Source organism: Amycolatopsis acidicola, from assembly GCF_007713735.2.
Lineage (GTDB): Bacteria > Actinomycetota > Actinomycetes > Mycobacteriales > Pseudonocardiaceae > Amycolatopsis_E > Amycolatopsis_E acidicola.
The window spans coordinates 39,444-60,932 of sequence record NZ_VMNW02000041.1; the positions used below are offsets into that span (position 1 = coordinate 39,444).

Consider the following 21,489-nt stretch of genomic DNA (forward strand, 5'->3'; position numbering starts at 1 on the left):
CTTCAGCGGCACCGGTTGTGCACATCTGGAGGGCGGAGAATGACTTACATGCCTGAGATTCCCGGCACGCCGGGCAGAGCCCCGCGGGATCTGCGGGTGCGCAGGGAAACAGGGGAGCACGCGGTGGTGGTCCGGGTCGCCGGGGAGGTCGACCTGGCCAACGCCGGGCATCTGGCGCAACAGCTGAGGGAAGCGCGGCGGGAAGCGGCGTCGGGGCGGCTGATCGCGGACCTGGCCGAGGTGGGGTTCCTCGGGTCCTCGGGGCTGGTCGTGCTGGTGCGGGAGCTCGAAAGCTGTGACAGGTGCGGGGTGTCGCTGCGGATCGTCAGCTCGTCGCGGCCCGTGCTGCGCTCGATCACGATGTCCGGGCTGGGCGAGGTGCTCCCGGTTTCACCCACGATGGACGAGGCGCTGGCCGCGGTCCAGTCCCCTTGACTGTCCACAACGGACGAGCGGCGCCGCCTGATCAGCTCGCGCGGCGGGCGATGCCCCGCAACAGCCGGGGCACCAGCACCCGGTGCGCCCCGCTGCCGATCACGGCCGCCCGGTAGAGGCGGCCGAGCACACCGGGGAACTCCGCGTACGAACGCGCGCTGAGCTTTGTCCGATCGCCATCGGGCTCGACGAGGAACACCAGTTCGTAGCGGGAGAAATGGTGCCGCCCGGTCAGCCGCAGGCGTTGCGGCGGCACGGTGTCGGCCACCGTGAACCCGGGCGGCCCGTCCCCTCGCGGGCCGGCACCCACCAGCCGGGCCACCACCTCCGCGCCCGGTTGCCGGGCGTGGAGCAGGTCGGTGAGGGACTGCCACACCGCGCCCTGCGAAGCGCCGGTCAGCACGTGGTGCTCGTCGAGGAAGGGCGGTCGCTCGTCCATACCTCCCAGGAAACCACGTCAGCCCAGCGAAGTCGCCAGCAATTCGCTCGCCGCGCTGACGCGGGGGTAGCCCGGGATCGGCGGCGGCCGTTCGCCCGGCGCCGTGCCCCGGCCCAGCGCGTCGGCCAGTGATCTCAGCCCGTTCACGAGCCGCTCGCCCTGTTCCCGCGCCGGATGCGGGCGCCCGAACGGGACGCCGAGCGCCAGCATCGCGAGTTCGTCCACGGCGAGCGTGATCCGGTCGGTGTCGCGGCCGCGGACGCGATCGGCCCTGGCGTCCTCGGCGATGTTGTGCAGGTCCAGCACCTGCTCACGCAGCAGCCGCCGATTCTCCCGCAGCTCGGCCTCGTCCCCGTCGAGCCAGCGGCCCCGGAACACCTCCGCCACCGACCGCAGCGTGCGCGCCTGTACCTGGGGCAGCCGCGCGGCCGTCGCCCTTGGCCACAGCAGCACCCGCAGCAGCACCACGAGCACCGCGCCGATCGCCGTGTCCAGCACCCTGGCCCCGACCGCGCTGCTGACCTGGGCCGACGGCACCGCCAGGTCGTACAGCGAAAGCGGCACCAGCGTGACGAAAACGACCGCGACGCCGTAGGACACCGGCATCAGGATCTCCGACACGCCCTGCGCGACGATCACCACGAACGCGACGGCGAGCAGCGGCGGATCGGCCGCGAACACCACCGCCGCCAGCGCGACCCCGGCGATCGTGCCCACGATGCGATGCGCGGCCCGCCGGACCAGCAGCGTCACGTTGGTGGCCTGCAAAGCCGCGGCCACGGTCAGCCCGACCCAGTACGCGTGGCCGAGCCCCAGCAGCCGCCCCAGCAACACCCCGATCGCGACCGCGACACCGGTGCGCGCGGCGGCGGGCAGGACGACGGCGTGCGGGTTCAGCGCGTCCCTGAGCCGTTCGGTGAGGCTGAGCCGGGCGGGCTCGACCTCGTCCACCGCCTCGCCACGCAGGATTCGGTCCGCCGTCAGGGAAATCTCGCGCAACCCGGGCAGCTCCGGCGCGTCGGTACGCTCGCCCGGCCGGTGCAGCGCCGCCTCCCAGGACGCCGGGTCCAACGGCGCCTTGGCGTCGATCGACACCGACAGCGCCCACGTGAGCACGACTTCCGCCGCGGCGAGCGACCGGGTGCGCTCATCCCCGCGCCCGGCGCGCGCCTGCCGCAACGTCTCCCTCGCCCGCGTTACCTCGCTCACCGCTTGCCGCCGCGCCCCGCCCGCCTGCGGCGTGCCCGCCGTGCGCAGCACTTCGTCGATCGCCTGCCACGCGCGCGCCACGGTGCCTGTCTCCGGCGTGCGGGGCAGCACCAGCGCCGCCACCAGCAACGCCGTAAGCGCCCCGCCCGCGACGAGGGCGAATTCGGTCATCGCTCCCCGGAAGTCCACGGGCGTGCCGGTGGCCACGAGGGTGGCGAGGATGATCAGGTACTCCCGCGGCGGCGCGATCCGGGTGGCGAGGCAGACGAACCCGGCCACCCCCGCGACCACGCCGACGAACAGCACCGACAGCCACGGCACCGAACCGCACAGGCTGCTCACCGGCACCACCACCGCCAGCGCCAGCCCGATCGCGGCGACCAGGCGCACCCGGTACCGGTACGGCGTCCCGGCCCCGTAGACCCCGGCTATCCCGCCCAGCGAGGCGATCGCGCCCCAGTCCGGCCTGCCGGCCGGCACCAGGACGAGCAGCGGGATCCCCACGCTCAGCCCGGCGCGCAGGCCCACCGGCCACCGGGTGCGGAACGCTCCGGCGAACCGGCTCCACTCCGTCAAGTTCTTCCTCCGTTCCGGGCACAGGGGACGGAAGGAGTTTAACGGCGCGGCCGGATGTCCGAAGTGGACTGTCAGCTCGCGGCGGCGCCCGGATCGTCGTCGATCAGCCGGACCAGGCGGCCGGTGATGATCTCGATCGGGATCCGGAGGAAACGGGTGCGCGCCCCGGGAGCCAGGTCCGCCGGCCCGTCGACGGCCGCGATCGCGGTGGCCTTCCCGACCGCGACGACGCTCCAGCCGATGTGGCTGTTCTTGTCGATCCGGTCCGCCTGGAGCGCCACCACGGTGTGCCCGAGCCTGTCCAGCGCGCCGGTGCCACCGGCGCGCACGATGATGTCGCCGCGGTGCAGGAAGAAGTTCACCGGGTGGATCGCGGGCAGCGCGTCCTCGGAGAACGCGAGCCTGCCGATGGGGGTGGCGGCCAGCAGATCGACGCATTCCTTCGGCGTCAGCGGCCGGATCTGGGACATGGGACGTCTCTTCGCCGTGAGTGGATCTCGCTGCCCCCGATTCTGCTCGGGTGCCACGCCGGGGGTCAGGGCAGGAAGTCCTCAAAACCCGGGGGCGTACGCGTTCCGTGACCCTCGGCCCCCGGCAGAAGGGACCAAGGCCCCTTCGCCCCGCCGCGCCGGTGCCGAAGCCTGGAGGGACAGCGGGAACGGGCGGGAGGGAGCAGCCATGAGCGCCCCCATCGTGGTCGGGATGGACGGGTCGGGCGCGGCGGAGCGGGCCGTCCGGTGGAGCGCGGCCGAAGCCGTCCGCCGGGGCATGCCGTTGCACCTCGTGCACTGCGCGAGCGCGCCGGGTGAGCGGCTTGAGGCACCGGTGGCCGTGGACGAACGCGTCGAGGTCTGCATCGAGTCCACTGTGGACAAACCGGTGCGGGCGCTGCTGCGTCGCTCGGCCGGGGCGGTGATGGTCGTGCTCGGGGCCGCCGGCGCGACGGCGACCGGGTTGATCGCGCACGCGCGCTGCCCGGTCGCCGTCACCCGCGGCCGCGAGCTGCCCGGGGTCGGCGAGGGGCCGGTGGTGGTCGGCGTGGACGGTAGCGCCGGCAGCGAGCCGGCCCTGGCGCTCGCCTTCGAGGAAGCCGCTCTGCGGCAGTCGCCTTTGGTCGCCCTGCACGCCACGGTCGGTGAGCCGCGCGGCGGATCAGCGGCCGAGGCGCTGGCGGAGTGGGAGCGCAAGTTCCCCGACGTCGCCGTGCGGCTGGTGATCGAACACGACCATCCCCGCCGGCAGTCAGTGCGCTGGAGCGAGCACGCCTGCCTGTTCGTGGCGGGAGCCCGCGGGCGCGGCGGGTTTCCCGGGCTGCCGCTGGGCTCCACCGCCCAGACCTTGCTGCACCACGCGGGGTGCCCGCTGCTGATCGTGCCGGTGAGTGCGACCTAGGTCCTGTCTGTCAGTGGCGGAGCCGCTTGCTGTGGGCCGTCAACCGGCACCGCCGGGGGTTCTGAGGTGGTTCCTGGCGAGGACAGCGCCGAAGTGGTGAATGGGCATTCATGATGAGGCGATCCCACAGCCAGGGGCCGCCTTGAATGGGCTCCGCCGCGCAGCGCGTCCGTTGAGGGTGGTGGCGGGCGACGGGAGGGGCCGCTACCCGCACCGCCACGCAAACCACATTCGAAAACATTTCCTAAGGGGTCGAGATGGAGACGCGTAAACCGTTCCCGGTGCGGGTCGAGGCGGAGCCCGCCGGGCACCTGTCCCGCTGGCTGTGGCTGGTCAAATGGCTGCTCGCGGTGCCGCACTATTTCGTGCTCGCGCTGCTGTGGGTGGCGTTCGCGGTGCTGACGGTCGCGGCGTTCTTCGCGATCCTGGTCACCGGCCGCTACCCGCGCGCGATCTTCGACTTCAACGTCGGCGTGCTGCGGTGGAGCTGGCGCGTGCACTACTACGCCTACGCGGCGCTGGGCACCGACGCGTACCCGCCGTTCACCCTGGCCGAGGTACCCACCTACCCGGCGCGGCTCGAGGTCGACTACCCGGACCGGCTCTCGCGCGGGCTCGTGCTGGTGAAGTGGCTGATCGGGCTGCCGCACTACCTGATCGCCGCGTTGTTCGCCGGGGGCGGGATCTGGGTTTCGGAACAGTCCTGGCCCGGGCACTTCCAGTGGGCGGCAGGCGGGCTGATCGGGGTGCTGGTCCTGGTCGCGGGCGTGGTGCTGCTGGTGACCGGTTCCTACCCGAAACCGGTCTACGACTTCGTGCTCGGCATGGACCGCTGGGTGGTCCGCGCCGGGGCCTACGCCGCGCTGATGACGGACGTCTACCCGCCGTTCCGGCTCGACCTCGGCGGCACGGACCCGGGCGGCCCCGGCCGTCCCGGCGAGGGCGCGCGCTGGCCCGTGCACCGCTGGACCGGCGGCCGGGTCACGTCGGTGGTGGCGGGCGCGGTGCTCGCGCTGGCCGCGATGGGCCTGCTCACCGGCGGCGGCACGCTGCTGTGGGCCGACCAGGCCGGGCGTGACGCCGACGGCTACGTGTCGGTGTCGGATTCCTTCCACACCAGCGAATACGCGCTCGCGACCGGCCCGGTGACCCTGGACGGCTGGGACTCGCCCGCGGACCTGTTCGGCGACGTACGGCTGCGGGTCTCCGCCACGGACGCCGGGACGCCGTTGTTCGTCGGCATCGCCGCGTCCGCCGACGCCGGGCGCTACCTCGCCGGCGTCGGGCACACCACGGTGCGGGACGTCTCGTCCGGCGCGGTCAGTGTCCACAGTGGATCCGCGCCCGCGGTGCTCCCGGAGGACGCCGGGATCTGGGTCGCCCGGTCTTCGGGGCCGGGGCCGCGGACCGTGCAGTGGCCGCTGCGGCCGGGGAACTGGACCGCCGTGGTCCTGCACCCCGACGGCACGCCCGGCCTCGACGTCCGGGCCGAAGCCGGCGCGACGGTGCCCGGCCTGACGTGGATCGCGACCGGGGTGCTCGTCGGCGGGGCCGTGTTCCTCGTATGCGGCGTGTTGCTGATCGCCGTGCCCGTGCACCGCGCCTCGAGGGGAAAGCAGGCCGACACGCCCGCCGGAAGCCGTTGAAGGTCAGGAAACCGGGGCGCTCCAGACGAGCTTCGTCCCGCCGTCGGGCGGGCTTTCGATGACGAAATTCCCGCCCGCGTCCTCGGCGCGCTCGCGCAGATTGTGCAGCCCGCTGCGGGCCACGACGCCGGGCATCCCGCGGCCGTCGTCGGTGACGTCGATGACGAGATCGTCGTCGACCGAGATGGTGACCACCAGGTTTTCCGCCCCCGAGTGGTGCACCGCGTTGCTGACCGCCTCACGCACCACGGCCTCGGCGTGGTCGGCCAGCGGCGCGGAGATCACCCCGAGCGGGCCGGAAATCCGCACCACGGTCTGGATCTCGCTCTCGCCGGTGAGCTCGGCGATCACCTCGTGCAGCCGCTTGCGCAGCTGCGTGGTGCCCTCCGGGCCGCTGTGCAGGTCGAAGATCGCGGTGCGGATCTCGGCGATGATGCTCTGCACGTCGGAAGTGGCGTCGGCGAGCCGTTTCTGGATGTCGGGGGAGCGGGTGCGCAGGCGGGTGCTCTGCAGCGCCAGCCCGTGCGCGAACAGGCGCTGGATGACGTGGTCGTGCAGATCGCGGGCGATGCGGTCGCGGTCGGCGAGCACCTCGAACTCGTGCAGGCGCTGCTGGTCGCTGGCCAGCTGCAGGGCGAGGCCCGCCTGGTCGGCGAACGACGCCGCGAGCGGCACCTGCGAGCTGGAAAACGGCTTGGCGCCCGGTTTGCGCAGGGCGACGAGCACACCGGACGCCGTGCCGGCGGACGCGCGTAGCGGGAGAATCGCGGCCGGGCCGAAATCCTCGTCCAGACCTCTGCTGAGGTCGTAGCGCAGCTGCGCGATGCGGACCGGCGCCGCCGTGCGGAACGCTTCGCCGCAGCTGGAGCCTTCGACCGGGATCCGGCGCCCGCGCAGGGAGTCCGAGCCGAGCCCGGCGGAAACGGTGACCACGAGTGCGCTGACCTCCTCCGGCGGCAGCTCCGGATCCTCGGGGCGGGCGAGGAAGGTGTAGTCCGCGCCGGTCAGCGCCAGCGTGCGCTCGGCGATCAGCTCCAGCACCGTGTCGGAGTCCGGCCGGGACAGCAGCTCGGCGCGGATCTCGCTGGTGGCCTCCTGCCACTGCTGGCGCAGCCGCGCGTCCTCGTACAGCCGGGCGTTCTCGATCGCGATCCCCGCCGCGGCCGCGAGCGCCTGTACGACCACTTCGTCGTCCTCGGTGAACGGCTGGCCGTCCGTCTTCTCGGTGAGGTAAAGGTTCCCGAAAACGGTGTCCCGCACCAGGATCGGCACCCCGAGGAAGCTCTTCATCGGCGGGTGGTGCGGCGGGAACCCGCTCGAGGCCGGATGCCGGGACAGGTCGCCGAGCCGGATCGGCTTCGGCTGTTCGATCAGCAGCCCGAGCAGGCCGTGTCCCTCGGGCAGCTCCCCGATCTCGGCCCTGACCTGCTCGTTCACCCCTTCGAAGACGAACTCGGCGAGCCCGATCTTGTCCGGGTTGAGCACGCCCAGCGCGCCGTAGCGGCAGTCCACGAGCTCGATCGCGGCGTGCACGACGCGGCGCAGCGTGGCATCGAGCTCGAGGCCGCCCGCGACCGCGAGCATGGCCTCCAGCAGCCCGTCCATCTGGTCGCGCGCGCCGACCAGTTGCTCGACGCTGTCCTGCACCTCCTTGAGCAGCTCGCGCAAGCGGAGCTGGGAAAGCGTGCCGCGCAGCGAAGGTCTTTCACCGGTTCCGTCGCCCACCCGATTAGCTTGACATCAGCAGGGGCAAAGCACCAGACCACGGCGCCGGACCGTCTACTGTGGACGGACGGCGGGGGACTGCGCCGGCGGCTCGCGCTGCGGCGGGATGCGCGGCGCCGGGAGCTCCTCCCAGCCCGTCAGCCGCGCCATCACGATGCGGATGCCGTTGGCGAACCGGCCCGCGAGCGCGCCCGTGGTGTGCGGCACCGGCCGTGGCCTGTCCGCGGGCACGAGCGGGCGGGCCAGCCCCATCCCGGTGATCGTCCAGCCCGGCTCACCGCGGCCCGGCTGCGAAATGGTGACCACGACCGGGCGACCGCTGGCCGCGCGCACGAGTGACCGGTCCGGGCCGGTGGGCACGAGCAGATCCCCGTCGTCGAGCACGAAGCACCCATACCGCTCCGGCTCCCGCCCGTCGATCGACAGCCGCGCCCGGTGGTAACGCTCGGGTGAACGCGCGCGCTTCACGCATTCGTGATGGGACAACGTTCTTCCGGGCACAGCCACTCCTTTCCCCCTCCGATCCTGGCCCAGTTCGCCCGCCCGCGCCAGAGTGTTTTCCGTTCGTGACGAGAAGCCCCCGGTCCACAGTGGAACCGTCGCGGGCCACCGTAGGAGAAAGCGCTTTCAGCGGTACTCCGGCCCTGCCGGGCAGGGCCGAAGGACCCACGCGGGAAAGGACCGCCGGACCTACCCGGCGGGGAGCGCGATGGCACAGGCTGGGGGAGTGTCCGAAGCGAACACGGAGGTCCGCACCATGACGTGGTCGAGCGCGGAGGCAGGCCTGCTGGCGCGCGCCGTGGAGCGGGCCCCGTCGGTGCACAACCTGCGGCCGTGGGCGGTCGAAGCCGTCGCGGACCGCGCCGAACTGTACGAACGGGCCGAGGCCCAGCTGCCCCGCCACGATCCCACCGGGCGGGACAGGATCATCTCGTGCGGGGCGGCGTTGGCGAACCTCGAGCTGGCCGTGTGCGCGCTCGGCCGGCGGCCGGAAACCGTGCTGTTCCCCGAAAGCGCGCGCTCCGGCCTGCTGGCCTCGGTCACCGCGCCGCGGCGATACGAGGCGACGGACGACGAACTCAGCCTGTACTCCGCGATCTTCCGCCGCCACAGCTACCGTGCCCCGTTCAGCTCACACGTGCTTACCGCAGCTGACCTGCGGGAACTCCTCGGGGGCGGCGACGGTGCCGAAGCGAGGGTCGTCACCGAACAGGACTCGCTCGCGGAGTTGCTCTGCTACGCCGGCCGCGTCCTCCGGGACGACCGGGCCTACCAACGCGAGCTGCGCGCCTGGTCCACGCAGTTCCCGGAACCGCTGCCCGAGAACTCGACGTTGCCGTGGACGGGCCTGGTCACGGCGCACACCCACCTGCCGGACGCCAGGACGTTGGCGGACCGGCTGGCGCGGGAAGGCCTGTTCGTCGTCGTGACCCCGGACGACACCCGCCGGGACCACCTGGCTGCCGGGGCGGTGATGCAGCGGACCTGGCTGCGGGCCGTGGCGCGCGGGCTGGTCGGCTCGGTGCTGACGCAGCCGCTGCACCTGCACGAGGTGCGGGCCGGGTTCATCGAACGGCTGAATCTGCCCGGTTTCCCGCAGCTGCTCCTGCGGCTGGGTTACCCGGTGACCGCGACGCCCGCCGCCGCGCTGGCCGCCGTGACCGCGAGGGAGACGCCGTGACCGCCGAACCCACCCTGCCCGAACTGCTGGAGCACGCGCTGCACGCGGCCGTTCTCGCGCCGTCGCCACACAACACGCAGCCGTGGCGGTTCGTCGTCGACGGTGACCGGATCGAGGGGTGGCTCGACCGCGAGCGAGTGCTCTCCGTAGCCGACCCCGACGCGCGCGAAGCCCGCTTGTCCTGCGGCGCGGCCGTGTTCAACCTCGCGGTCACACTGCGCGCGGCGGGTCGCGGTGCCGATGTCGGTGTGCTGCCGGACCACGCGGAGAAGGATCTGCTGGCCGTCGTCGAGACCGGTCGTGACTGGCGGGCCGCGGCCCCGGAACGCGCGCTGGCCGCCGCGGTCCGGCGCAGGCACACCAACCGGCGCCCGTTTTTCGACCGGCCGGTGTCCTTCCGGATCCGGACGGCGTTGTCGGCCGCGGCCTTGCAGAGCGGCGCGACCCTGGATCTGATCGACGGGACCGGCCGGTACGACATGATCGCCGAGCTCATCCGCCGCGCCGAACACATCCAGTCCGTCGACGAGCGCTACGCCGCCGAGACCGCGCAGTGGACCGGCCGTCCCGCCGAGGCCGCCGACGGTGTGCCGCGTGGTGCGGCTGGCCCGCCGCCCGAGAGAGACGGTGTGATCGCCATGCGCCGCTTCACCGGCGGCGACGACCTCCCACCGCGCGAGTTCGAGCAACAGCCCTTACTGGCCGCGCTGCTCACCCCGGGCCGCGGGGCACGCGCGGACGTCCAGGCCGGGATGGCGATGCAACATGTCCTCCTCGCCGCGACGACGTTCGAGCTGAGCGTCTCGTTTCTGTCGCAGCCCTTCGAGGTCGCCGGCACCCGGGCCGCGCTCGGTGAGTTGTTCCGCGGCCGCGGCGAAGTCCATACCCTGCTACGCATCGGCTACGGCACCGCAGCGGGGGCGACGCCTCGCCGCGCACTGGCGGAGGTCGTGGACGTGAAGACGTTGCCGCGTCGGTAGGTTCCCCTGGACAGCCCCGAAACCTACCGCCCCCGGCTGCGGTACAGGAGCCACACGAAATACGGCGCCCCGAGGCAGGCCGTCATCAGGCCGGCGGGGAGTTGGCCGGGCGAGATGACCGTGCGCCCTGCCGTATCGGCGACGCACACCAGGATTCCGCCCAGCAGGGCCGAAACCGGCAGTACCCGCGTGTGCCGCCGGCCGGTGATCGCGCGTGCGGCGTGCGGGGCGACCAGGCCCACGAACGAAATGACCCCGACACCGGCGACCGCCGCGGCCGTCAGCAGCACAGCGCACGTCAGCACCAACAGCCGCGCCCGCGGCACGTTCACGCCGAGCACCCGCGGGGTTTCGTCGTCGACCGACAGCAGGTCCAGCTCATGCCTGGCGCGGAACAGCACCGGCAGCACCAGCACGAGCGCCAGCGCCATCGGCACGAGCTGTTCGTACGTGCGCCCATAGGTGGAACCGCCGAGCCAGGTCAGCGCTTTCGTTTCGTTCCAAGGATCCGAGAGCGCGATCAGCAACGTGATCAGCGCCTGTGTGCCCGCCTGCGCGCCGAAGCCGATGAGCACCAGGCGCTGGCTGGCGAAGCCGCCCTTCGCGGCCAGCCCGAACACCAGCGCCGTCGCGAGCGCGGCGCCGATCCCGGCGAACCCGGTCTGCGCCCAGAACCCCAGGGCCGGGATGAGCGTGATCGCCGTGACCGCGCCCAGCCCCGCCCCGCCGACCGCGCCCATGATTCCGGGCTCCGCCAACGGATTCCGGGTCACCGCCTGGATCACCGCGCCCGCGAGCGCCAGGCACGCGCCCGCCAGCACCGCGGCGACCACGCGCGGCAGGCGGTTCTCCAGCACGCCGGTGACGATCGGCCCCGCACGCCCGCTCACCCAGTTCACGACATCGCCGAGCAGCAGTTTCGCGTCACCCAGCAGGACGGAGCCGACGACCGCGCCGAGCACGATGGCCACCAGCACCGCGAGGATCAGCCGGTACCGGGCCGGGCTCAGCGTCCGCCGCACCCCGGCCGCCGGTGGTTCCACCGTCGCGGTCACGCGGACGTTCCGGGCCAGCAGCATCAGAAAGAGCGCGCCGAGCACGGTGGTCACCACGCCGGTCGGCACCTCGAGCGACGTCTGCGCCCCGGCCAGCGCGCGCAGCAACACGTCCGCGCCGAGCAGCAGGAGCACACCCGTCGCCGCGGAAACCGGGATCAGTGCGAGATGCCGGTGCAGACCCGGCACAGCACCGGCGAGCAGGCGCACCAGCGCGGGCGCGGCGAGGCCGACGAAGCCGATCGGGCCCGCGAGAGTGACGGCGGCCGCGGCCAGCAGCACGGCCAGCACGATCGCGGCGAAACGGACCCGGCCGACCCGTACTCCGAGGGACCGCGCGTGATCGTCGCCGAGATACACCAGGTCCAGCCGCCGGGCCAGCAGGAGCACCAACGCCAGCGCCACGCCGATCACCGGGCCGAGCGTCCGCACGCCGTCGAGCCCGTTCTGGCTCAGCGAACCCGCGCCCCACGCGAACAGCCCGCGTGTCTGCTCGGAGAACAACAGCAACAACATGCTGGTCACGGACGACATCGCGAGCGCGATCGCGGTGCCGGCCAGCACCAGCCGCACGATCCCGGTGCCGCCCGTGCCCGAGAGCGCGAGCACCAACGCGGCCGCGGCCAGCCCGCCCGCGAAGGCGACCCCGGCGGAACCGAGCAGTGGCAAGGAAAGCCCGAACGCCGCCACGGCCACGATCGCGAGATGCGCCCCGGCGTCGACGGCGAGCGTGTCCGGCGCGGCCATGATGTTGCGCGCCACCGATTGCAGCACCGCGCCCGCCGTGCCGAGCGCGACGCCCACCGCGACGGCGGTGAGCAGCCGGGGGAGCCGCGACTCGACCACGACCGACACGGCGTTGTCGGTGGCGCCGCCGAAGACCAGGCGCAGCAGGTCGAGCGCGTGCACGTTCGCGGTGCCCTGCGTCAGCTGCACCGCCGCGCCCAGCACGAGCAGGACGGCGAGCGCGAGTACGAGCAGCGCGAGCCGCCCGCCCCGCCGGGTCGTGACCGGCGCGGGCGGGCGGACGGTGATGGTGTCCACTGTGGACTTACGCCTGCAGTGCCCGCACCGCGGCGTCGACGTACTGCTCCATCGACCTGGGGCCGCCGAACATCCACAGCGAGTCCGGCAGGCGCTCCACCTTGCCGCTGCGCACGAACGGCAGGTTCCGCCAGATGGCGTTCCCGGCGAGGTCCGTGGCGTACGGGTCGCCCTCGGAGTTGTTGGCCATGTACCAGAAACGGACGTCGGGCAGCTGTGTGAGCCCCTCGACGTCGGCCTGCGCGAGGCCGTATTCGCCGTCGCCCGCCATCGGCCACGGGTTCGTCAGGCCGATCCGCGAGAACACCTCCGAAACGAGGGATCCCTTGGCGTACGGGCGAATCGTCACGATGCCGGAGCTGGTGTACGCGTCGGAGAAGGCGACCGGCTGGCCGCCGGCGCCGAGCTTGTCCACCTGTGCCTTGCCGTCGGAGATCTTCGCGTCGAACTCGGTCTTCAGCTGGGCCGCCTTGTCCTCGGTGCCGGTGGCCTTGGCGATCATGTCCACGCCGTCGAACATCGCGCCGACCGGGTCCGCGGCGTCGCCGCCCTTGATCACCAGCACCGGCACCTTCGCCTCGATCTGCTCCAGCGCGCTGCCGGTGAGGCTGTCGGTGACCACGACGAGGTCGAGGTTCAGCCCGGCGAGCGTGTCGAGGCTGGGCTCGCCTCGCGTGCCGAGGTCGGCCGGGCTGCCCTCCAGCGGCGCCGCGCTGACCCACTGGCCGTAGCCCTTGACGTCGGACACGCCGACCGGCATCACGCCGAGGGAAACCAGGTCCTCGACGCCGTTCCACTCGGTCGCGGCGACCCGTTTCGCCGGGTGGTCGAGCTTGACCTCCTTGCCGCGGGAGTCGACGACGGTGACCGGGGCGCCGGCGGCCGTGGTCTGCTGGGTGCCGGAACCGGCCGGCTCGGTGGTGCCGCAGCCGGCCGCGAACAGCGCGGCGGCCACGGACAGCCCGGTCAGCACTCGGGTGGGGCGCATTTCTCTCCTGCTTTTTCTCAGGCCGACGCGGCGCGGATGCCGTCGTCGTTGAAGCGGCCGACCGCGCGGGTGCGGAGGCGCCCGCCGACCGGGTCGGTGTCGACGTCCACGCGGATGCCGTAGGCGCGGGTGAGGTTTTCGGCGGTCAGCACCTCGGCGGGCGGGCCGTCCGCGGTGACCTCGCCGCCTTCCAGCAGCAGCACCCGGTCGGCGATCGCCGCCGCCTGGTCGAGGTCGTGCAGGACCACGCCGATGCCGACCCGGTGCCCGTCGGCGAGGTCGCGGATGACGTCGAGGATTTCGACCTGGTAGCGCAGATCGAGGAACGTGGTCGGCTCGTCGAGCAGGAGCAGCGCGGTGTCCTGGGCGAGGCAGCCGGCCAGCCACACGCGCTGCGCCTGGCCGCCGGACAGCGCCTGCACCGGGCGCTCGGCGATCGCGGTGAGGCCGGTCAGCTCCATCGCGCGCTGCACCGCGGCCGGGCCTTCGGGGTCGCGGCCGCCCCAGCGCGAGCGGTGCGGATGCCGGCCGAACTCGACCAGTTCGCGCACGCTGAGGCCGCCGGGCGCGGTCCTTTGCTGGGACAGCAAGGTGATCCGGCGCGCGAGATCCTTCGCCGACAGCGCCCGCAACTCCGCGCCGTCGGCGAATTCGATCTCGCCCGACACCGGGGGATGCAGCCGGGCGAGCGCCCGCAGCAGCGTCGATTTGCCGCTGCCGTTGGGCCCGATCAGTGCCGTGACCGTGCCGGGCTCGAGCGAAACCGAGGCGGCGCGCACGACGACTTCCCGCCCGTAGGCGACGTCGATCCGGCGTGCGGACAAGCCGGCGACGGCGTCCGGTGGGGTGACGAACACCGTCGCAATCTAAAGAAAGGCTTACCTAAGTGGCAAGATCGGAGTGGGCAGCGGCACACTTGCCGGTTTCGTACCGGGATGTCCGGAGTGCGGGTCGAGTGGTGGGTCAGCGAGGGGCGGGGTGGAGACTTCGGGCGGGATTCTGCGCTGTGTGCCGGCGCGGACCGGCGGTGTTCCCGCCCGAACGGACGGGAACACCGCTTTCCCTTACTCCGCCCGGGAAACCAGCTCGTCCACGCGGTCCAGTACGCGGTCGAGGATCTCCAGTCCCTCCCGCGCCTCGGCCTCGGTGACCGTGCACGGCGGGGCCACGTGTACGCGGTTGGAGTTGATGAACGGCAGCAGTCCCAGCTGCTTCGCCGTCTTCGTCACCTCCGCCATCACCGGGCTGCTGCCGCCGGTCGGCGCGACCGGCGTGCGCGCCGCCGGGTCGCTGACCAGTTCCACCGCCCAGAAAACCCCGCGCCCGCGCACTTCCCCGACGCCCGGGTGCCGGGCGGCGAGCTTCGCCAGCTCCGGGCCGAGCACCTCGGAACCGATCCTCCTGGCGTTTTCGACGATGCCCTCGTCCTCCATCGCCGTGATCGCCGCGACCGCGGCCGCGCACGCGAGCGGGTGGCCGGAGTACGTGAGCCCGCCGGGATACGGGCGCTCACCGAAGAAATCCACGATCCGCCCCGAGATCGCGACCCCGCCGAGCGGCACGTAACCGGAGTTGACACCCTTCGCGAACGTCAGCAGATCCGGCACCACCCCCTCGTCCGCGGAGAAGAACCACGCGCCGGTGCGGCCGAACCCGGTCATCACCTCGTCCATGATCAGCACGATCCCGTGCCGGTCGCACAGTTCCCGCACCCCGGCGAGATATCCGGGCGGCGGCACCATGATCCCGGCCGTCCCGGGGATCGCCTCCAGCAGCACCGCGGCGATCGTGCCCGGCCCCTCCAGCTCGATCACCTGCGCCAGGTGCGAGAGCGCGCGCTCGCACTCCTGCTCTTCGGTTTCCGCGTGGAACTGGCTGCGGTACAGGTACGGCCCGAAGAAGTGCACGACGCCCGCGGTGCCGTGATCGTTGGCCCACCGCCGCGGGTCGCCGGTCAGGTTGATCGCGGTCTCGGTGCCGCCGTGGTACGAGCGGTACCGGGTCAGCACCTTCGGCCGCCCGGTCACCAGGCGCGCCATCCGCACGGCGTGTTCGTTCGCGTCGGCGCCGCCGTTGGTGAAGAACACCTTGTCCAGATCGCCCGGAGTCCGTTCGGCGATCAGCCGCGCCGCTTCGGAGCGCTGGTCGTTCGCGTGCTGCGGCGCGATCGTGGCCAGTTTCCGCGCCTGCCCGGCGATCGCTTCGACGACCTTCGGGTGCTGGTGGCCGATGTTGGTGTTCACCATCTGCGAAGAGAAGTCGAGCAGCCTGGTCCCGTGCCCGTCCCAGACGTAGCTGCCCTCGGCGCGGGTGATCACCATCGGGTCCAGCGCCGCCTGCGCCGACCACGAGTGGAACACGTGCTTGCGGTCGAGCGCGTGCGTCCGCGCGGCGTCTTCGCTGAGCGTCATGTCGTCTCGCCTTTCTCAGGTGTTCCGCGGGAAGCCGAGGTTCACGCCGCCCTGGCTCGGATCCGGCCAGCGCGTCGTGACCACCTTCCCGCGGGTGAAGAAGTGCACGCCCTCCGTGCCGTGCGCGTGCGTGTCGCCGAACAGCGAGTTCTTCCAGCCGCCGAAGCTGTAGTAGGCGACCGGCACCGGGATCGGGACGTTGATCCCGACCATGCCGACCTCCACCTCGTTCCGGAACTTCCGCGCGGCCCCGCCGTCGTTGGTGAAGATCGCGGTGCCGTTGCCGTACGGGTTGGCGTTGACCAGCGCCAGCGCCTCTTCGTAGGTCTCCACGCGCAGCACCGACAGTACGGGGCCGAAGATTTCGTCGGTGTAGCAGCTCATGTCGGTGCGCACGTGGTCCAGCAGCGTCGGGCCGAGCCAGAAGCCGTCCGGTTCGCCTTCGGGCCGCACCTGCCTGCCGTCGACGACGAGCTTCGCGCCGTCGGTCTCGGCCTGGTCCACATAGGCCTTCACCTTGTCCCGGTGGGCTTTCGTGACCAGCGGGCCCATGTCCGTGCCGCGGGTGCCGTCGCCGGTGCGGATCTTCGTGGCCCGCTCGGCGATCCGCGCCACGAGCTCGTCCGCGACGCTCCCGACGGTGACCACCGCGGAGATCGCCATGCACCGCTCGCCCGCGGAACCGAACCCGGCGTTGACCATCGAGTCGGCGGCGAGGTCGAGGTCCGCGTCGGGCAGGACGACGGCGTGGTTCTTCGCGCCCCCCAAGGCCTGCACGCGTTTTCCGTGCGCCGTGGCGGTTGTATACACACTGCGTGCAATCGGTGTGGAGCCGACGAAACTGACCGCCTTCACCGCCGGGTTGGTGAGCAGCTCGTCCACCGCGACCTTGTCGCCCTGCAGGACGTTGAACACTCCGGCGGGCAGGCCGGCCTCGGCCCACAGCCGCGCCAGCCACAGCGACGCCGACGGGTCCTTCTCGCTCGGCTTGAGCACCACGGTGTTCCCGGCGGCGATCGCGACCGGGAAGAACCACATCGGCACCATCGCCGGGAAGTTGAACGGGGAGATCACCGCCGCCACCCCGAGCGGCTGGCGCAGCGAGCTGACGTCCACCGAGGTCGAGGCGTTCTCGCTGAACCCGCCCTTGAGCAGGTGCGGGATCCCGCACGCGAACTCGACGACCTCCTGGCCGCGGGCCACCTCGCCGAGCGCGTCGGAGAGCACCTTGCCGTGCTCGGCGGTGATGATCGCGGCGAGCTCGTCCTTGCGGGCGTCGAGCAGTTCCCGGAACCGGAAAAGCACCGCTGTGCGCCGGGCCAGCGACGCGTCCCGCCAGGCCGGGAACGCGGCGGCCGCGGCGGCGATGACGTGCTGAGCGTCCCGCGCGTCGGCGAGCGCGACTTCGCCGGTCACGGCGCCGGTGGCGGGGTTGGTCACGGGCGAGGTCGATCCGCTGCCGCCCGCGTAGGGCTCGTTGTTCACCCAGTGCGCGATGGTTGTCATGGCCCTGACTCTGCCGCTCGAGTGGCCGACAGGTCGTAAAAGCGCGGCGTGGATTCTTTACACTGTGTTGGTGATCCCGACCGTGCGAGAAGTGCTCGGGCTGCCGCTCGTGCGGGCCGGGCGGCCCGAGCTGCTCGGCGGCCGCGATGGGCTGGACGGCGCCGTGAACTGGGTCCACATCAGCGAGTCCAGCGATCCGACCGGGCTGTTCAAAGGCGGCGAGCTGGTGCTGACCACCGGTCTTCCGCTGCTTGGCGAGCCCGCGAAAGTGGCCGCCTACCTGGGAATCCTCGCGGAGCTCGGCGTCGTGGGCCTTGTCGTCGAGCTGGGCACCCACCTCACCGCGGTGCCCGACGGGCTCGGGCCGGCGGCCGACGCGGCCGGGCTGCCGGTGGCCGCGCTGTCGCGGCCGATCCGGTTCGTCGAGGTGACCCAGCAGGTGCACCAGCTGATCGTCGCCGACCGCTACGAGGAGGTGGAGTTCGCGCGCACCACGCACGAGGTGTTCACCTCGCTCAACATGGCCCGCGCCTCCACCACGGACATCGTCACGCGCGCGTCGCAGATCCTCGGCGCGCCACTGGTGCTGGAGGACCTCAACCGGCACGTGCTCGCGTTCTGCGCGGCGGGGGAGCCTGCCGTGAAACTGCTCGGCGACTGGGCCGAACGGTCCCGGCGAAACGAGTCCACAGTGGACTCCGGGTGGTCGGCCGTCGCGGTCGGGCTGGGTCAGGAGCGCTGGGCACGGCTCGTGCTTCCCGGCGATACCGGCAACCCAGCGCGCGCGATGATGGTGCTGGAACGCGCGGCGCAGTCGCTGCAGCTGCACCGGATGATCCAGCAGGAGCGCGACGCGCTCGTCGGGCAGGCGCACGGCGGGCTGCTCGACGACCTGCGCGCGGGCCGCATCACCGACGAAGCCGAGGCTCTCGCCCGCGCGGGCGCGCTCGGGCTGGCGGCCGACGCGCACTACGTGCCGCTGGTCGTGCGCACGCCCCGCCGCCCGCAGGACGACGCGATCGGGAAGGGCGAACTGGACCGCGCTTTCCTCGCCGCGGTGCGCCGGGCGATCACCGGATGCGGGCACACCGCGATCGTCTCGCTGCCCAGGGAAGGCACCGTGGTCGCCTTGTTCTCCGCGGCCAAGCCGGATCCCGCGCTCGACGCCATCGTGGAAACCCTTCGGCAGCAACGACTTTCCGCCGACGCCTGGGTCGCAGGGACGGCGCGCCCGGCGACGGGGCTCGTCCGGGCGGCCCAGGGCCTGGCCGAGGCCGACCACGTCGCGGAAGCCGGCCTCAGCCTCGGCGAGCCGCGGCGTCTGTTCCGCTCCACCGATGTGCGGTTGCGCGGCCTGCTCACGCTATTGAAGGACGACCACCGCGTGCAGGCCTTCGCGGAACGGGAACTGGGCCCGCTGCTGGACCACGATTCGCGAGCCCAGGTTCCGCTGCTTCCGTTGCTGCGCACGCACCTCGAAAGCGGCGGCGGCAAAGCGCGCACCGCCGAACTGAGCGGGCTGAGTCGGCCCACCCTCTACGCGCGCCTGCGCACGCTCGAGCGTGTTCTCGGGGTGTCGCTGGAATCCCCGGAGTCGCGAACCTCGCTGCACGTCGCGGTGATGGCCTTGGATTCGCGGCGGGACTGAGGCCCCGGGAAACCCCGTTGTTACGCAACGGTTTCACAGGTCTGTGGTTCAACCTCAGAAATCTGAGGAAAAGCCACAGAACTCTTGTAGCCCGACTCAGCGCTGTGTACTGTCACCGCCAGCGAACGGAGGGGCATGGTCAAATCGGCGGCGGGAGAGAACGCCAGGGCACAGGACACCCAGAGCGTCGGGGCGCGGCTGCGGGAGCGGCGGCTCGCGCTTCGCCTGACGCTGCGGCAGGTGGCCGACGGGGCCGGGCTGTCCGAGGGTTTCGTGTCCCAGCTCGAACGCGGCGTGCATTCGGGCAGCATCGCCACCCTGCAGAAGATCACCGCGGTGCTCGGGCTGGACGTGGGCGACCTGTTCACGTGGGACCGCTCGCCCGCGGTGCTCCGGTTCACCGACCAGCAGGGCTTCGCCTTCGGGGAGTCGGGCCGCAAGGTCCGCCTGACCCCCAAGCGGTTCCACCACCTCGAGGCCTTCCTCGGGGTGTTCGAGGCGGGCGGCTCGACCGGGGTCGAGCCCTACAGCCACGGCGATTCCGAAGAGCTGCTGTTCGTGGTCTCCGGTGAGGTCGAGGTGACGGTCGGGCAGACCGTGCACCACCTCGCCGCGCTGGATTCGATCACGTACTCCAGCAGCGAACCCCATCGCGTCAAGGAAAGCGCGGGGGGCACGGCGACGGTGCTGTGGGCGATGGCGCCCCCCAGCTACTGATCCCCGTACTGTCCACAAAGGAGGGCGCATTGCGCATCGGCGTCGAATGCGGCGGAACGTTCACCGATCTCGTGGTACTGGACGACGACGGCGTCCTCCGCGCGACCGACAAGGTCTTCTCCACCCCGGCGAGCCCGGACAAGGCGGTGACGGCCGGGCTCACCGGCCTGTCCCCGGAACTGCGCGAGAAAGCCGTGCTGCTGCACGGTTCCACGGTCGCGACCAACGCGCTGATCGAGCGCAAGGGCGCGCGGGTCGGGCTGATCGTCACCCGCGGGTTCCGCGACGTGCTCGAACTGCAGCGACAGGACCGCACGAGCATGTACGACCTGAGCTACCGCAAGCCGGAGCCGCTCGTGCCCCGTGCGCGGGTGGCCGAGGTGAGTGAACGCCTCGACCACTCGGGCGCCGTGCTGGAGCCGCTGGACGAGGACAGCGTGCGCCGTGCACTGTCCACTTTGGTCGAGTCCGGAGTGGACGCGGTCGCGGTGAGCCTGCTCCATTCCTACGCCGCCCCGGTACACGAGCGGCGCGTGGCGGAGATCGCGGCCGCGGAGTTCCCGGATCTGGTGGTATCGCTGTCCAGCGACTGCGCCCGCGAGTTCCGCGAGTACGAGCGCACCACGACGACCACGATCGACGCGTTCCTGCGCCCGCGCATCTCCCGGTATCTGTCCGATCTGGAGGGTTCGGCGCGTGAGCTCGGCGTGTCCGAGCTGCACGTGATGCAGTCCAATGGTGGCATGGTCCCGGCGCGCGCCGCGGGTTCGGCGCCGCTGAGCATGTTGCGGTCCGGCCCGGCGGCCGGGGTCGCCGGCGCGATCGCGGTGGCGGAGAACGCCGGGATCGGCGGCATCGTCACGATGGACATGGGCGGCACCAGCACCGACGTCGCCGTGGTGCACGACGGCAAGCCCGAGCTGACCACGGAAGTGGTGGCCGACGGGCTGCCGGTGCGGGTGCCGATGGTCGACATCACCGCCGTCGGCGCCGGGGGCGGCAGCCTCGTCGCGATCGACAGCGGCGGCCTCCTCACCGTCGGGCCCCGTTCCGCGGGCGCGGATCCCGGCCCGGTCTGCTATGGCCGGGGCGGCACGCGGCCGACGGTGACCGACGCGAACGTGGTCCGCGGCTTGCTGCGGCCCGAGACGTTCCTCGGCGGACGCCACACCCTGCACACCGAGGCCGCGCGGGATTCCTTGCGCCCCTTGGCGGACCGGCTCGGCCGCTCGGTCGAGCAGCTCGCCGAGGACGTGTTCCGGCTGGCGGGCGTCGCGATGGCCGGAGCCATCCGCGTCACCACCACCGAACGCGGGCACGACGTGGAGTCCTACACCCTCGTCGCCTACGGCGGCGCCGGCCCGCTGCACGCCGCGTCCGTCGCCGAGGACCTCGGGATGGGCCGCGTGATCATTCCGCCGCACGCCGGGCTCGCCTCCGCGTACGGACTGCTGACCGCGGGCTTCCGCCGCGAGTTCGCCTTCACCCGGCTGACCGATCTCGACGCGCTGCCACCGGAAGGGCTCGCCCCGGCGCTGGACAACCTGCGCGCCACCGCGGAAGAACACCTCCGGGAGCAGTCGATTCCCTGGCACGACGCCACTTTCGCGTTCTCCGCCGACATGCGCTACCGCGGCCAGGGCTTCGAGATGCCGGTCGACCTGCCCCGCGCCGGCGCCACCACGGCCGAGGAGTTCGCCGAAGCCTTCCACCGCGCGCACGCCCGCCGGTACGGGCACGCGGAAAGCGAACGAGCCGTGCAGATCGTCACGGTGCGGCTCACCGTCACCCGGCCACGCCCGGCGCTGGTCCTGCCCAAAGTGGACACCGACCCGTCGCTGCCGGTGACCGTGCAGCCGGTCATCGAAGGGGGAGTGGCCGTGGACGCGACCTTCCGTTCCCGCCGCGGTCTCGCCGTCGGCACCAAGCAACCCGGTCCCGCCGTGCTGGAGGACGGCACGTCCACCACGTTCGTGCCCACGGGCTGGACCGCCCACGTCGACGAGCACACCAACCTCGTCCTGGAACGGAGCTGAC

The 21,489-nt window shown here is 72.2% G+C and carries 18 protein-coding genes; 8 read left to right on the forward strand and 10 right to left on the reverse strand.

Going from position 1 to position 21,489, the window contains the following annotated elements; translation table 11 throughout:
* The first annotated feature begins 48 nt into the window (after positions 1–48).
* Positions 49–435, forward strand: a complete 387-nt coding sequence (locus FPZ12_RS25105; RefSeq protein WP_166462894.1) for an anti-sigma factor antagonist — start codon at positions 49–51, stop codon at positions 433–435.
* Between the two features lie 31 nt (positions 436–466).
* Here the strand turns inward: FPZ12_RS25105 and FPZ12_RS25110 are convergent, their stop codons facing one another.
* The 3 genes from FPZ12_RS25110 to FPZ12_RS25120 all read right to left on the reverse strand — a co-directional run bounded on the left by FPZ12_RS25110 (position 467) and on the right by FPZ12_RS25120 (position 3,129).
* Positions 467–874, reverse strand: a complete 408-nt coding sequence (locus FPZ12_RS25110; RefSeq protein ID WP_144760843.1) for a hypothetical protein — start codon at positions 872–874, stop codon at positions 467–469.
* A gap of 18 nt (positions 875–892) precedes the next feature.
* A complete protein-coding gene (locus tag FPZ12_RS25115; protein ID WP_144760846.1) occupies positions 893–2,659 on the reverse strand; it encodes an FUSC family protein in 1,767 nt (588 codons plus the stop codon).
* 71 nt (positions 2,660–2,730) lie between these two features.
* A complete protein-coding gene (locus tag FPZ12_RS25120; protein WP_144760849.1) occupies positions 2,731–3,129 on the reverse strand; it encodes a pyridoxamine 5'-phosphate oxidase family protein in 399 nt (132 codons plus the stop codon).
* A gap of 208 nt (positions 3,130–3,337) precedes the next feature.
* Between FPZ12_RS25120 and FPZ12_RS25125 the strand changes: the two genes are divergently transcribed.
* Both FPZ12_RS25125 and FPZ12_RS25130 read left to right on the forward strand, forming a co-directional pair.
* On the forward strand, positions 3,338–4,051 hold the full coding sequence (locus FPZ12_RS25125; RefSeq protein WP_150980494.1) for a universal stress protein: 714 nt from the start codon (positions 3,338–3,340) through the stop codon (positions 4,049–4,051).
* 257 nt (positions 4,052–4,308) lie between these two features.
* Positions 4,309–5,697, forward strand: coding sequence for a DUF4389 domain-containing protein (locus FPZ12_RS25130; RefSeq protein WP_144760759.1), 1,389 nt, complete (start codon positions 4,309–4,311; stop codon positions 5,695–5,697).
* Positions 5,698–5,700: 3 nt separating this feature from the next.
* Here the strand turns inward: FPZ12_RS25130 and FPZ12_RS25135 are convergent, their stop codons facing one another.
* Together FPZ12_RS25135 and FPZ12_RS25140 are read right to left on the reverse strand one after the other, a co-directional pair.
* The gene (locus FPZ12_RS25135; protein WP_243770013.1) at positions 5,701–7,422 is read right to left on the reverse strand and encodes a sensor histidine kinase; all 1,722 of its coding nucleotides are present in this window, start codon (positions 7,420–7,422) and stop codon (positions 5,701–5,703) included.
* 54 nt (positions 7,423–7,476) lie between these two features.
* Entirely contained in the window at positions 7,477–7,923 is a 447-nt protein-coding gene (locus FPZ12_RS25140) for a hypothetical protein (RefSeq protein ID WP_144760762.1), read from the reverse strand.
* Between the two features lie 226 nt (positions 7,924–8,149).
* On the opposite strand from FPZ12_RS25140, the gene FPZ12_RS25145 reads away from it, so the two are divergent.
* Both FPZ12_RS25145 and FPZ12_RS25150 read left to right on the forward strand, forming a co-directional pair.
* A complete protein-coding gene (locus FPZ12_RS25145) occupies positions 8,150–9,103 on the forward strand; it encodes a nitroreductase family protein (RefSeq protein ID WP_243770014.1) in 954 nt (317 codons plus the stop codon).
* The gene (locus FPZ12_RS25150; RefSeq protein ID WP_144760765.1) at positions 9,100–10,083 is read left to right on the forward strand and encodes an Acg family FMN-binding oxidoreductase; all 984 of its coding nucleotides are present in this window, start codon (positions 9,100–9,102) and stop codon (positions 10,081–10,083) included. The genes FPZ12_RS25145 and FPZ12_RS25150 overlap by 4 nt, the downstream gene beginning before the upstream one ends.
* Positions 10,084–10,106: 23 nt before the next feature.
* Here the strand turns inward: FPZ12_RS25150 and FPZ12_RS25155 are convergent, their stop codons facing one another.
* The 5 genes from FPZ12_RS25155 to FPZ12_RS25175 form a co-directional block, all read right to left on the reverse strand.
* On the reverse strand, positions 10,107–12,182 hold the full coding sequence (locus FPZ12_RS25155; protein WP_243770015.1) for an iron ABC transporter permease: 2,076 nt from the start codon (positions 12,180–12,182) through the stop codon (positions 10,107–10,109).
* A gap of 7 nt (positions 12,183–12,189) precedes the next feature.
* Complete coding sequence (locus FPZ12_RS25160) at positions 12,190–13,170, reverse strand: ABC transporter substrate-binding protein (RefSeq protein ID WP_144760768.1); 981 nt, start codon at positions 13,168–13,170, stop codon at positions 12,190–12,192.
* Between the two features lie 17 nt (positions 13,171–13,187).
* Positions 13,188–14,027 (reverse strand): ABC transporter ATP-binding protein, encoded by an 840-nt coding sequence (locus tag FPZ12_RS25165; protein ID WP_208025998.1) that lies wholly within the window; start codon positions 14,025–14,027, stop codon positions 13,188–13,190.
* Between the two features lie 207 nt (positions 14,028–14,234).
* On the reverse strand, positions 14,235–15,581 hold the full coding sequence (locus FPZ12_RS25170) for an aspartate aminotransferase family protein (protein WP_144758159.1): 1,347 nt from the start codon (positions 15,579–15,581) through the stop codon (positions 14,235–14,237).
* A 15-nt stretch (positions 15,582–15,596) separates the two neighbouring features.
* The gene (locus FPZ12_RS25175) at positions 15,597–17,087 is read right to left on the reverse strand and encodes a CoA-acylating methylmalonate-semialdehyde dehydrogenase (protein ID WP_144758160.1); all 1,491 of its coding nucleotides are present in this window, start codon (positions 17,085–17,087) and stop codon (positions 15,597–15,599) included.
* 70 nt (positions 17,088–17,157) lie between these two features.
* Here FPZ12_RS25175 and FPZ12_RS25180 point away from each other — a divergent pair, with 70 nt between their 5' ends.
* The 3 genes from FPZ12_RS25180 to FPZ12_RS25190 all read left to right on the forward strand — a co-directional run bounded on the left by FPZ12_RS25180 (position 17,158) and on the right by FPZ12_RS25190 (position 21,488).
* Positions 17,158–18,735, forward strand: a complete 1,578-nt coding sequence (locus tag FPZ12_RS25180) for a PucR family transcriptional regulator (protein ID WP_144758161.1) — start codon at positions 17,158–17,160, stop codon at positions 18,733–18,735.
* Positions 18,736–18,870: 135 nt separating this feature from the next.
* Positions 18,871–19,452 carry an XRE family transcriptional regulator gene (locus tag FPZ12_RS25185; RefSeq protein ID WP_144758162.1) on the forward strand — a complete coding sequence of 194 codons (582 nt, stop codon included), beginning with the start codon at positions 18,871–18,873 and terminating at the stop codon, positions 19,450–19,452.
* A 29-nt stretch (positions 19,453–19,481) separates the two neighbouring features.
* Positions 19,482–21,488 (forward strand): hydantoinase/oxoprolinase family protein, encoded by a 2,007-nt coding sequence (locus FPZ12_RS25190; RefSeq protein WP_166462895.1) that lies wholly within the window; start codon positions 19,482–19,484, stop codon positions 21,486–21,488.
* Position 21,489 lies beyond the last annotated feature (1 nt).